Origin of the sequence: Ignavibacterium sp. (assembly GCA_032027145.1) — a bacterium.
GTDB lineage: Bacteria > Bacteroidota > Ignavibacteria > Ignavibacteriales > Ignavibacteriaceae > IGN3.
In genome coordinates this window covers 3,264,104-3,276,867 of sequence record JAVSMP010000001.1, presented here as the reverse complement: position 1 = coordinate 3,276,867, position 12,764 = coordinate 3,264,104, and the positions used below count along the sequence as shown (strand labels likewise).

At 33.3% G+C, this 12,764-nt stretch carries 9 protein-coding genes; 7 read left to right on the top strand and 2 right to left on the bottom strand.

All coding sequences use genetic code 11. The annotated features are described in order from the left end of the window. Positions 1 to 127 precede the first annotated feature (127 nt). The 7 genes from ROY99_13690 to ROY99_13660 all read left to right on the top strand — a co-directional run bounded on the left by ROY99_13690 (position 128) and on the right by ROY99_13660 (position 11,207). Positions 128 to 3,211 (top strand): site-specific DNA-methyltransferase, encoded by a 3,084-nt coding sequence (locus ROY99_13690; protein MDT3697431.1) that lies wholly within the window; start codon positions 128 to 130, stop codon positions 3,209 to 3,211. Continuing rightward, entirely contained in the window at positions 3,211 to 6,303 is a 3,093-nt protein-coding gene (locus ROY99_13685; GenBank protein ID MDT3697430.1) for a DEAD/DEAH box helicase family protein, read from the top strand. The genes ROY99_13690 and ROY99_13685 overlap by 1 nt, the downstream gene beginning before the upstream one ends. Continuing rightward, on the top strand, positions 6,303 to 6,719 hold the full coding sequence (locus tag ROY99_13680) for a hypothetical protein (protein ID MDT3697429.1): 417 nt from the start codon (positions 6,303 to 6,305) through the stop codon (positions 6,717 to 6,719). The genes ROY99_13685 and ROY99_13680 overlap by 1 nt, the downstream gene beginning before the upstream one ends. A gap of 193 nt (positions 6,720 to 6,912) precedes the next feature. Then, positions 6,913 to 7,266, top strand: coding sequence for a helix-turn-helix domain-containing protein (locus tag ROY99_13675; protein ID MDT3697428.1), 354 nt, complete (start codon positions 6,913 to 6,915; stop codon positions 7,264 to 7,266). A 45-nt stretch (positions 7,267 to 7,311) separates the two neighbouring features. Further along, the gene (locus ROY99_13670; protein ID MDT3697427.1) at positions 7,312 to 8,400 is read left to right on the top strand and encodes a site-specific integrase; all 1,089 of its coding nucleotides are present in this window, start codon (positions 7,312 to 7,314) and stop codon (positions 8,398 to 8,400) included. Between the two features lie 49 nt (positions 8,401 to 8,449). Further along, positions 8,450 to 10,876, top strand: a complete 2,427-nt coding sequence (locus ROY99_13665) for a PriCT-2 domain-containing protein (protein ID MDT3697426.1) — start codon at positions 8,450 to 8,452, stop codon at positions 10,874 to 10,876. Between the two features lie 67 nt (positions 10,877 to 10,943). Continuing rightward, the gene (locus tag ROY99_13660) at positions 10,944 to 11,207 is read left to right on the top strand and encodes a hypothetical protein (protein MDT3697425.1); all 264 of its coding nucleotides are present in this window, start codon (positions 10,944 to 10,946) and stop codon (positions 11,205 to 11,207) included. Positions 11,208 to 11,298: 91 nt separating this feature from the next. Here the strand turns inward: ROY99_13660 and ROY99_13655 are convergent, their stop codons facing one another. Together ROY99_13655 and ROY99_13650 are read right to left on the bottom strand one after the other, a co-directional pair. Continuing rightward, entirely contained in the window at positions 11,299 to 11,436 is a 138-nt protein-coding gene (locus tag ROY99_13655) for a hypothetical protein (GenBank protein ID MDT3697424.1), read from the bottom strand. Between the two features lie 65 nt (positions 11,437 to 11,501). Further along, entirely contained in the window at positions 11,502 to 12,539 is a 1,038-nt protein-coding gene (locus tag ROY99_13650; GenBank protein MDT3697423.1) for a tyrosine-type recombinase/integrase, read from the bottom strand. Between the last annotated feature and the right edge of the window lie 225 nt (positions 12,540 to 12,764).

Sequence of the window (12,764 nt, the reverse complement as noted above, 5' to 3'; positions counted from 1 at the left end):
CTCGCTCGAGGACTCACTCGAAATGACAGTGTGTGTTGTCATTTCGACTCCCGAAAAAATCGGGATAAACTCCGGGAGAAATCTAAGGGAAGAAAAATGACAAAATTAAAAGAATTAAGGAATTCAGATGCCGCAAAATCCAAAAGAAAATTTTATTGAATTATTAAAAGAACTTTTCCAGTTAAATAATACCGATTTGGACTTTGGTATTTACCGGATTCTAAAATTAAGAAGCCGTGATGTTGAGGAATTTATCAATAATGTGCTGCCGGAAAAGTTAGAAGAAGTAAAAAAGAAACTTGCCGATAGAGCTTCCGCAGATGTTAAAAGAGATTTGGAAACCGTTACAACCGAATTGAAAACAACTTATGGCAATGACTTTGAAACTAAAGTTGATCAATATGGACAGATTGAATTGTTTAAGGAAAAATATAGCAGGTATTCTTTATTAAAAGAGAAATTAGATAATGCAAGAATTTCCGAGGAACTCGAGACGGATGTTTATAATGAGCTTTACAGATTTTTTGAACGTTATTATGAGGAAGGCGATTTTGTGACAAAGCCGCGTGCCGGCGATAAAACCTATATGATACCTTATGACGGCGAGGAGGTAAAGCTTTATTGGGCTAATTACGACCAGTATTATATAAAAACCGGAGAGAATTTTAAGAATTATGTTTTTACGAATGGTGAAGAAGGCGAAGACAAAATTACTGTAGAGTTTAGAATTAAAGATGTGGAAACAAGCGTTAATAATAACCAGAACCAAAAAGGAAGATTATTTATTCCGGCGGAAGATTTTTATGAATGGAACGAAGCCGATAAAAAGTTAAGTATTTATTTTTATTATAAAGTGCCGGATGAAAACGAAAAAGAAACTTGGGGAAGCAAGCAGTCCGTTAAGAAAGATAATAAGGGAATTAATGAACAATTAATTATTGCTTTAGAGAGAAAAATAAACGAAACAAACTATCCGCAGCTAAGTTTGTTTTTTAGTAAAGAGCGTGAGGTAAATAAGAAACAGCAGAAAGTCTTTTACTACCACTTAAACCGTTACACTTCATTAAATAAATTTGATTACTTCATACATAAAGACCTTAAGAAATTTTTAATGAGAGAGCTGGATTACTTTCTAAAGAATGAAATTCTTTCTATAAATTTTCTTGACCCGGACTGGCGTGAAGAGGATGTGCAGGAAGCAATAAAATTAAATGTTGTTAAAGCCGGAGTAATAAGAGAAGCGGCATACACAATTATAGACTTCTTAAGTGAACTTGAGAACTTCCAGCGGCGGCTTTTTGAAAAGAAAAAATTTGTTGTGCAGAGCGAATATGTAATGACAATGGCTATGATACCGGAAGAGGTTTACAGCGAGGTTGTTGAAGCAATAGTAAACGATGCAGAGAAAAAGCAAATTAATGAATGGGTGGATTTAGGATTTCTCGAAAGCAATGAAATATGTAAAGAAGAAATTGAAAATAATAAGGGATTAGTAATTGATACAAAGTTTTTTAATGATGGGCTAAAATTTAAACTGTTAAATTATATTGAAAGGATTGATGAAAAAAGTAATGGGTTACTGATAAATTCTGAGAATTGGCAAGGATTAAATGTAATTGAAAATAAATATAAGAACAATGTAACCCTCTCATACATTGATCCACCTTACAATACAGAATTAGACAGACAACAAGGAAAATTTGTATATAAAGATTCTTTTGAACACTCAACGTGGGTTGATATGATGAGCGATAGATTAAATAAAGTAAAAAAAGTTTTAGCAAAAGACGGTTTGCAATTCCAAAGCATTGGTGATGATGAATTAGCAAGATCAATCTCATTATATGAAAATAGCGGTTATCGAGTTTTAGGCAATTTTGTATGGAGAAGAACAAGAACGGGTGGCCATTTAAGTAATACAGTAAACAAATTATCAGATTATGTATTAATTACTGATTTAAATTATCCGAAACAATTTTTATTCGGTGGCAAAGCTGATCCAGAAGAATCCCAGCCATTGAACAAAAATGGTAATTCAATTAAAGAATTAATTTTTGATATAGGAAAAATAACATTTATAAATGAGGATAACGGTGAATTTGAAATACAGCCAGGCGAATATGGAACTACAGCATCTATTGTAAGGGTGTTGGAAAAAATAAGGGTAAGAAATAAAATGAATATGAATCCGGTACGACTTGAGGGAAATTTTACGTGGACTCAAAATTTTCTTAAAGAAGAATTAGAAAAAGGAGCAACAATTATTATAAAGGATAAGGATAAAATGTTACCAAGGTTCTTTAGGGAGGGTGAAAGTTCAAAACCATTTCCTTCTATGCCTAATGAAGATATAAAAGTTGGAACAAATGAAGATGGCTCAGCGCTATTATACTCATTATTTAATGAAAATAAATTTGATTATCCAAAGCCTATCACGCTTTTGGAAGCTATTATTAAAAGTAAGACTTATTTTAACGATAAAGGTTTAATAATTGATTACTTTGCTGGTAGCGGTACAACCGGTCACGCAGTGATAAAATTAAATAAAGAAGATGACGGGAATAGAAAATTTATTTTAATGGAAATGGGAGAGTATTTTGAAAGCGTACTTTTAAAAAGATTAAAAAAAATAATGTTTGCTGCTGAATGGAAAGACGGCAAACCAAAGGATAGAGAAAACCTTGATGGTTATAGTACGATATTACAATACCAAAAACTTGAGCAATACGAAGACAGCTTAAACAACATTGTTTTTGATGAACAAGAAATTGAATTAGAATTTGAAGACAGAATAAAATATAGATTTAGGGAAGGAGCGGAAAACAGCGCTTCAATAATGATGGTGGATAGGTTTGCAGATCCGTTTAATTACAAAATGGAAATACTACAGCAGAATGAAAGAAAGCTGCAGAATGTAGATTTGGTAACTACTTTCAACTTCTTGCTCGGTATTGATGTGGACAAAATAAAAACTGAAGAACATAACGGCAGAATTTATAGAATAATTACCGGCACAAAGAAACAGCAAAATTATTTTGTGGTTTGGCGGAAGTTTGACGACTCGTTACGTTTAGATGATGAAAGGGATTGGATAAAATCGCTGCCTTATTTTGATATGAACGCCAAGTTGTACTGCAATGCAGATAACGGATTTGGGGCAGAAAGTACTGAGGCAGAGTTTAAGAGATTGATGTTTGAGGATGTGAAATAATGCTTACTAACAAGACTGTTTTATTTCATTTCTTACTGGAGCAATTTGGTTTTTCAAGTTTTGATGACTTGAGGAATAAATATAAGGATTATGAACTTGGTTATGATGTTCCGGGAAATTCAATTTTTTACCAGATGCTTAGTCGCGAAACTTTACAATTTGGGCTGCTGAAACTGAAAGGATATGAAGATAATATTATAAAGCATTTGGCAGTTATTAACAGAAGCCGTGAAAGAAAAATAAGTTTAAAGTATTTTCAGTATTTCTCGCTAATATTTACTGAATATTATTTGGATAATTATTTTAATGATAAATATGAATTCTGTGATAAGCTGAATCAGTATTTACACGGATATAATAACTCGCGGCGTTTAGACTTACCGCATTATCAAACAGAAGAATTAAATAAACTTTCATACTGGAATGCAACGGGTTCCGGGAAAACATTTATACTTCATTTCAATATTCTTCAATACAAACACTACAGCAATTACTACGGGACAAATGCAAATAATTATATTTTGCTTACACCCAGTGAAATGATGAGCAAACAGCACTTGGAAGATTTAGCCACCGATTCTATTGAAGCTGACTATTACTTAAATAATAAAATGGGTGACCAGGTTAAAGTAATTGATATTCATAAGATAAGAGAATCAAAAAAAGGTGAAGGAGTAACAATCGGAGTTGATGAATTTGAACAAAGCAATGCTCTTTTTGTAGATGAAGGACATAAAGGCTCATCGGGTGAAGATGAAAGCGTTTGGAGATTTTTAAGAGAAAAAATCGGATTTAATGGTTTTACCTTTGAATACAGTGCAACGTTTGGACAAATAAGCGGTTCGCTTCAAGATGAATACGCAAAAAATATAATATTTGATTATTCGTATGGTAAATTTCACAGAGATGGCTACGGAAAGGACTATTGGATTCATAATATAAGCGATAACAGATACATTGAGAATAATGAAGGAAAGCAAAATTATCTTCTTCTGAATTTACTCCTATTTGTGCAGCAAGTTTTGTTTTATAAAAATAATAAGAATGAAATTGAGGAATACAATATTGAAAATCCGCTGCTAATTTTTATCGGGCATACGGTGAATCCAAAAGCAACGAGTAAAAGCGAGAAAGAAGACAATACTGTAACAGTTAGTGATGTTAAAATATTATTGGAGTTTATTAAAGATTTTCTTGATAACGGGAGCAAATACAAAAGATATATTCAAAATATATTCTCAAATGAAGGAATATATAAAGAAGATTATTATACAAAATTGATTTACATAAAAGAACGATTGAATGATTCAGAAAGGGTATACAGATTTATAATAAAAGAAGTATTTAATGCTGTTGAACCAGACCAACTTATATTATGGGTAATTTCAAAAGCTGATGGGGAAATTGCACTAAGACTAAAAGGAAGTGAAAATTATTTTGGTTTAATAAATATTGGTGATGTATCTACTTTTAAGACAAGTCTGGAGAATGAATTTACTTTTGAACAAGATAAGCTGACAGAGCCTTTATTTGATACAATATCCGCAAATAAAGAAAAGCCTATAAACTTATTAATTGGTGCGAGGAAATTTATTGAGGGATGGAACAGCTATAGGGTTTCATCAATTGGACTAATTAATTTTGGGCGTGCAGAGGGAGCTCAAATAATACAGTTATTTGGAAGAGGAGTGCGTTTAAGGGGTAAAAATCATTCGCTTAAAAGAAGTGAGCGAAATGAATATCAAAATATTGATATTGTTGAGACGCTGAATATATTCGGATTGAATGCTGATTATATGAAAAAATTCAGAGATGATTTGAGCCAGGAAGGTGTTAAAGTAAGAAAGAGTGAGAAAATATTTAGAATTGTGCCAAAGGAAAATTTAAGTAACCTTGGATTAACCAGCCTAAAAAAGAAAGATAATATTACTCCATTTAATCAAACTGAAGAAGTGAAGATTGAGGTAAATAAAAACATAAAGGTGATTATTGACCTAAGTACTAAAAGACTATTGGTAACTGCAGAAGGACAAAGTAATGATAGTGCAGATAGATTAAAAACCACTGCAATAGAAGATAAAATAAAAAAGTATATCAAATGGGACGATATTTATTTAAGTCTATTAAAATTTAAAAGAGAGAAAAGATTTAATAATCTAAGAATAGAAAAAACTGAATTACCGGGATTGTTGAATGAAATAGATTTTGAACTATACACTGATGATGTGCTTGCTGTTAAAAGTTATGAAGATATTAAAAAAGTGAATAAAGTTGTGCTTCTAATTTTTGAACAATACATAACATTATTCTTTAACAGAAAATTAAATGTGTACGAAGGCCAACATTTAGAAACGGTGCCACTAAGCAGTAACCACCCAAATTTAGCTGGAATTGATTATGTTGTTGAATTGATAGAAACTGACGATGAAGGAAACCCGCTGCACAACATCGAACAAATTCTTAATGATATTGAGCAAATTATAAATAGCACTGAACCGGCATATCCGATAAATCTTAAAAACAATACAGTTATTAATAACACTTGGCTTGAGGAACATTTATACCAGCCGTTATTAGATGATGAGGATAATCAGACACTTGCAATCAACAGGAAGAAATTAATTACTTCAATTAGACCAAAAGGATTGAATAAAGGTGAAAGAACTTTTATTCAAGATTTGAGAACTTATATTGAAGAGAATAAAGATTTTTTTGAGGATAAGGAATTATATCTATTGAGAAATCAAAGCAGAAAAGGATTTGGTTTTTACTTTGAATCTTCCGGTGGATTTTATCCAGATTTTATTTTATGGATCAAACAAGCTGACAAACAATATTTAACATTTATTGATCCACACGGTTTAAGAAATGAGGCAGATGGATTTCAAAGCGATAAAATACAACTGTCTAACAAGATAAAAGATTTAGAGCTAAATGATGATAATCTTATTCTAAATTCATTTATACTTTCGGTTACGCCATTGCACCAAATTGCGCATTTTAGGAATAGTGAAGAAGCAGAACAGTTTAACGTTTTACAGATTGGAAGTACTGATTATATCGAAAAAATTATAAACAAAATAGTCAGCTAATGGATAAGAACGAGCTGAAACATTTTAACTTTGACTTAGAAAAGGTAAAAGATTTCGGAAGGAACATTAAAGATAGAACAGAAAGAAAAAAATATTTTAAGGATATACTATTCTTAAAAAAGCACAACAAAATTTTAATTGACCATAGCCTTTATGCACCATATAATTTTGATAAAGAGATCAAAAGGGAAATAAAGCTTTTAGATAATGGGAAAGATGAATTGAAAAAAGATTGGAAAGGTACAAAAGGCGAATTTGCAACTTTTGTTAATGATGCTTATTTGGAAGATCAGAAAACAGGTCAGAAAAAATATCTTAGCTTAAGAGATGCTTCAAATAAATTATATGATGAACACAATTTTCGTTGGAAAGATTGGACAAAGGAACAATGTTATGATATTGTAAAAAAGAAATAGGGATTTTATGGGGAAAAAAGGTGAAAAACCCGTGAAACAAAATCCTAATCCATAATATATTTTTCGAACCGTTAGTAATCGAGTTAATAACTCGGAAGCTGACGGTTTTTTTATTAAGAGCCGTTATTGACACTCGGTTACTGACATTAAACCGGGTTAAGTCAATGCGGCTTTTTTGTTGGAAGGATTTACTATGAAAAAGGAAGAAATAAAGAAACAACTTGAGGAGATTAAAACTCTTCTCAGAAAGCAGAACGATCAGCCCCTCAACTTCGTACAAGCTGCACAATATCTTGGGTTCTCTCATTCCTACCTTTACAAATTAACTTCGCGTAAAATTATTCCTTGTCATAGACCAACCGGAAAGATGCTGTTTTTTTCAAAGGTGGAATTAGATGAGTGGATATTCTCAAGTAAAAAGTCAAAAGTAAAAAGTGAAAAGTCAAACGAAATGCAAGGCAGTGATGAAGATGAGGAAGATCCGGCTTCGCCTAATGGCTACGCCGCGACAAGTGATGCTGACTGCTCAAAATGGGATTATGAATAGAACACGGATTAGACTAATAAAACGGATTAAAAACAGATAAGAAATATGGAAAGCTTGAATAACATACATAAACAGCAAAATGCAGAGAGCCCAGCAAGCGGGATAAACTCGACGCAAAGTGATGTTCTTCAGATTTTTAAAAATTTCACTGCTGAGGATATTGAAAAGATAAAACTTCTTGCTGGATTGTTTGGAATAGGTTCCGGCTACGCTTACGCTTCACCGGGACAAGCACAGCAGTCCTCCACAGGCGGAAGGAAAGATGTTTCAGTTGAACAGGCATTTAGTGAGTATAATAAACTTATTGAGTTTAACCTTGCGAAAAAGTCTGTTGATACTGCAAAGACTGCTGAGAGAAGATTTTTAGAATTCATTCCCGGAAACAGATCATTAAATACAATTGAAAGAAAAGAAGCTGAAAATTTAATGATGAAGATTTCTAAATCTGCCCCTCTTGGCTGCTATAATTATCTGAAAGTGTATCGAACAATGTTTAATGTTTTTGTTGACTGGAATTACATCTCAATCAATCCCTTCCTAAAAGTAAAATTACCGAAACGACAAAAAGAAGATCCAATTGCTTTTACTGATGAACAGATAAACATTGTTTGTGAAGGATTAATGAGAAAAGGGAAAGAAGTTATTGCAGATATGGTTCTGTTTGCTGTTGAATCAGGAATGAGGTTAGATGAAGAAAATAATCTGCGATGGAGTGATGTTGATTTTAAAAACAAGGTTATAACAATCGGTAATAAGCTGTTTAAAACTAAATCGAAAAAAATAAGACGGATTCCTTTTAATGAGAAAATGGAGCAAATATTAATCAGGAATTCCAACAGGCAAATTGAGAATGGAAAAATATTGAGAGAGTTTGTATTCGTTCAGAAAAACGGAAAGCAATACAAGAAGGATACTGTGTCGAAGTCATTGAAGAAAATAATTAAAGAAGCCGGGCTGCCCGATGAACTTCACTGGCATTGTTTGCGTGCAACTGCAGCAACTCGTTGGGCGAGCAATAAGGTACCAATATTCACTGTGTCAAAGCTGCTTGGTCATTCTACTGTGAATGTAACTACGAGGTTTTATGCGGGAGTGGATTTGGAAGAGTTGAGGGATGCGGTGAATAGATTGTAAAGATTTCAAAATTGAAAGATTTCAAGATTATTAAAAAAGGATTTTCAATATGAGTTTATTTAAGCAAATAGCATTAACGTATAAACAGAAGTTGAATATGAATTTGCTGCCTTTGAAAGGTAAAAGACCTATAATCGATTGGGATAGATGGCAAAATGATATTCAGACAATTGAAGATATAGAAAAAATGCAATGGACTAATTCAACCGGACTTGGCGGAATTCAAGGAATAAATGATTGGCGATGTATTGACTTTGATAGGGTGGAAGATTTTGAGATTGTTGAATTGATCTTAAAAGAATTGGAACTGCCGGGAAAATATAGTTGGGTTGTTCAAAGTGGAAGTGGTGAAGGATTTCATATCTATATTAGAAGCCCTCACCCTAACCCTCTCCCAGAGGGAGAGGGAAATCCTTTCTATAGACTTGGTGGTGAAAAAGCAGTTTATAAATTTAAGCTAAAACCCGTCTCTCCTTCGGAGAGCCGAGGCAGGGAAAGTGGTTATTGCAAACATATTGAACTGAGATGGATGAACTGCCAAACTGCTTTGCCTCCTTCAAATCACGAGAGCGGTGGCATATATAATTTTTATTATGATGAACCGAAAGAGCCGCCGGTTTATGTTGATTTGGAGAAGTTGATTTGCTGCTTAGAGAAGTATTGCACCCTCACCCCATCCTCCGCCAAAGGCGGACAGGCTCACCAAAGCGAGAGGGAGAAAACCCAGAATCAAAACAACAATGGTGAAAAAGTTTTTTATGATAAAGCAAGGTTGGAAAGTGCGCTTGATTTCCTCTCACAGAATTTACCGGATGGAAGTTATGAGGAATGGTATAAAATAGGTTTTGCTTTAGTTCCTTTAGGTGCAGAGGGTGAGAAATATTTTGTGGAGATGAGCTTAAAGAATCCTAAGTATAAAGACACTGAATTTGAGTTAAAGAAAAAATTTGATTTGCTTAATAAAGATTATGATGGCAGAGTAACGATAGGAACGATTTATCATATTGCTGAAATGTATGGGTGGAAGAAACCGGTAATTAAATTCTGGCATCGAGAAAATGACAGAATAAAAATTTCACGAATACGTTTTAAGAAGTTTTTGGAGAGCGAAGGATTTTGCAAATACAAGATCGAATCGAGTCATATCTTCGTTCGGATTGAAAATAATATTGTTGAGGAAATTGCTGATGTTGATGTAAAAGAGTTTGTAATGAATTTTATTGAAAGAATGGCTACTGAAGAACTTGAGGGAACAAACAGGAATGAGATTATTGATGCGTTAATAAAATCCGCGAATCAGCTTTTCACTCAGCAGTTTCTTGAGTTCTTAATTACAAGGAATATTGAATTTAACAAAGACACTTACGATAAGGGTTACTTTTATTTTAAGAACGGATTTGTTGAGGTAAGCCGCAGTTCGATTGAGTTTTACAATTATAAGAAGCTGAATAAACATATTTGGCGAAAGCAGATAATAAACAGAAACTTTGTTGAAAGTACAAAGCGAAGTGTGTTTGAAGATTTTCTTTTTAATGTATGTCGGAATGATGTTAAAAGATATAATGCGTTAAAGAGTGGGATTGGCTATCTGCTTCATACTTACAAAGATCCTTCATTAGCTAAAGCTGTTGTGTTTATTGATGAGAAGCTGAGTGAAGGTGCGTTTGGACGAAGCGGAAAAGGATTAGTTATAAAATCTATTTCACAAGTTAGAAATGTTGTTATTGAGGATGGAAGGAATTTTAATCCTTCAAAGAATTTTGCTTTCCAAAGAGTTAAGGCAGATACAAATGTAATTGGCTTTGAGGATATCCGGGAAAAATTTCCCTTTGAAAGATTGTTCTCTCTTATTACAGACGGCTGCGTTGTAGAAAGAAAAAATAAAGATGAAATTTTTATTCCATTCACTGAATCTCCGAAAATTGTTTTAAGTACAAACTTTTCTATCACCGGTGTTGATGACTCTACAATTGACAGGCAATTTATTATTGAGTTTTCGGATTACTATAACAAATCTCATCGTCCCGTTGATGATTTTGGCAATCCCTTCTTTAGCGGATGGAATGAAGAAGAATGGAGCGACTTTGATAATTTTATGATTGGCTGCTTGCAGCTCTATCTGAATAAAGGTTTGATTGCTTATGAGTATATAAACTTAGAAAAGAAAAAACTGATTGATGAAACTTGTCCGGAGTTTGTGGAATTCGCTGAATCGATTGCGCCAGGGAAAGAGTTTGAAAAGAAAGAACTCTATGAAAACTTTAAGAAAGAGTATGAAGAATTTGATAAGCTTACGCAAAGTAAATTTACTCGTTGGCTGAAGGTATGGGGAAGGGTGAAGAATTATGAAGTTGTTGAAGGAAAGAGCGGAAGTAAAAGAACGATATGCTTTAAGGAAAGAGAAAAGAGTCCCCGCATCGGGACAGGTGAAGCTGATTTATTTGGACGCAAGGATGGAAATAGTGGCAGAAATTAATTGAATAAAAGCTTACCAAGGATTTCCGACCAAAAAATTGTAATTAATAAATAAAGGAATAATAGAAATGCACTTGTCACCAGTAAAAGCAATTAAAAAACATTGTCTTGATTGTTCCGGTGGTTCTAAAAAAGAAGTGAGAGAATGTATTATCCAGGATTGTCCGCTCTATCCTTTTAGATTGGGGAAAAACCCTAACCGGAAGGGGCTTCGTCTAAAAATTTCGCCCGCTCAAGAAGGAATTAAAAACAGCGTCTCACCTATTGAAAAGAAACAGATAGATAGAGTTGAACATAAACCATTTTTTGAAACCAGTTTGTTTGAAAAGTGAGAGTTGAGAGGGGAGTTTTTGGGAATAAAACAAAAATTGGACGCAAGGACGGAAATAAAATTCAATTTAAATCAGTCCTTGCGTTAAAGATTCATTTTTTCTTTGGAGAAGGATTTTTAACTGTTTCCTTAACAGTTTTTTTTGGATGAGATTTTCCGTGCTTAGTTGTAACGAACCTACCAGAAATTGCACTTCTGTATGCAGAGTGGGAACCCTTACCTTTAGCCATATTTATTGCCTCCAGTGATTTTTAAAAATTAGCTTACTTTAAAAAATGAAAAACTCAAATTCTTTTTATAAGAGATTCACCGCTTCCATCAAATTCTGCTTCTGCAGATGAGAATAAATTTGAGTTGTTTTAATATTCTCGTGGCCTAACAATTCCTTTACTGCATAAAGAGAAATACCTCGCTGTACTAAGGCAGAAGCGAATGAATGTCGGAGAGTGTGAAAGTGAATTTTCTCATTAAGCTTAGCAGCCCTAACAGCTTTCTTAAATTGCTTACTAACAAAATCTTCATTTAGCTTAACATCTTCATATTTATAAAACAATAGATTATTTTCCGGCTTGCCTAACAGAAAACGAGCTTGTAAAATTGCCTTAACTTTTTGATGAATTGGGATAATTCTTTCACGTTTGTTCTTAGAAATAAATTGGTTAGAGTTTTTGATTGTGATTATATTTTGATTGAAGTCAATCCAGTTCCATTTCATATTTAGCAACTCACCCAAACGCATACCAGTGTAAAAGGCAGTCGTGAAAATATCTTTCATCAAATTAGAAGTTGTGTTATTCAGGATCTCAATCAATTCACATTCAGAAATAAATAACGGGAATGATTTAGGCAGCTTAGGAGTTTTTATTTTGCTAAAAGGATTCACTTCAATGTAATTCCAAACTAAAGCTTTATTAAAAGCTGCTTTCAATGTACGATAATAAAGTGAAGCACAAAATTTTGATCTGGCAGCTACTGAAGAAATGAACTGATCGAGGATTCTCGTTGATATTGTTTCGAGTTGCATATCAGGGATATTTTTTTGTAAAGCAGCGAAGGAAGGAATAACAGCTTTTTTAAGGTACTTTTCAGAGTAGGTATTACCAATATATATTTTATACTCAGTAAAGAAGCTGCTTAGTTTTATTGTGGTTGTATTTTCGTTTAGTTTTTCTTGTTCAACTTTCTTATCTTTGATTTGAGGCACAAAAGACTTTAGAAATTTTTCTGCTTCTTTTTTGTCTGTGGTTTTAGTAGAAATTTTTGTTCGTTTACCATTAATAAAATAGACTAATTGGTAATAGCGTCTTTTAGCGTTAGGCGGTGTGAGAAACATAATAGATACTCCTTTCGCGGATGTACCCAATGTGTACCCACTGGCTAAAAAGCAGTAAATTGACAGCGGGAAAGCAGAAATGCGAATATCTGTCACGCAGGAGGTCGCGAGTTCGAGTCTCGTCGGCCCCGCTCTTAAAAGCCTTGTAAGTGAATAACTTATAAGGCTTTTCTTTTTTCCTTTTTTTTAGTTTGCTCAGGTTTTTTGTACAAATATGAGTACATA

Excerpts from the sequence above, each read along its gene's own strand:
- ROY99_13675 (MDT3697428.1), top strand. The coding sequence starts at position 6,913 with ATGAAAAAGGAAGAAATAAAGAAACAACTTGAGGAGATTAAAACTCTT.
- ROY99_13660 (MDT3697425.1), top strand. The coding sequence starts at position 10,944 with ATGCACTTGTCACCAGTAAAAGCAATTAAAAAACATTGTCTTGATTGT.
- ROY99_13665 (MDT3697426.1), top strand. The coding sequence starts at position 8,450 with ATGAGTTTATTTAAGCAAATAGCATTAACGTATAAACAGAAGTTGAAT.
- ROY99_13685 (MDT3697430.1), top strand. The coding sequence starts at position 3,211 with ATGCTTACTAACAAGACTGTTTTATTTCATTTCTTACTGGAGCAATTT.
- ROY99_13655 (MDT3697424.1), bottom strand. The coding sequence starts at position 11,436 with ATGGCTAAAGGTAAGGGTTCCCACTCTGCATACAGAAGTGCAATTTCT.
- ROY99_13670 (MDT3697427.1), top strand. The coding sequence starts at position 7,312 with ATGGAAAGCTTGAATAACATACATAAACAGCAAAATGCAGAGAGCCCA.
- ROY99_13650 (MDT3697423.1), bottom strand. The coding sequence starts at position 12,539 with ATGTTTCTCACACCGCCTAACGCTAAAAGACGCTATTACCAATTAGTC.
- ROY99_13680 (MDT3697429.1), top strand. The coding sequence starts at position 6,303 with ATGGATAAGAACGAGCTGAAACATTTTAACTTTGACTTAGAAAAGGTA.
- ROY99_13690 (MDT3697431.1), top strand. The coding sequence starts at position 128 with ATGCCGCAAAATCCAAAAGAAAATTTTATTGAATTATTAAAAGAACTT.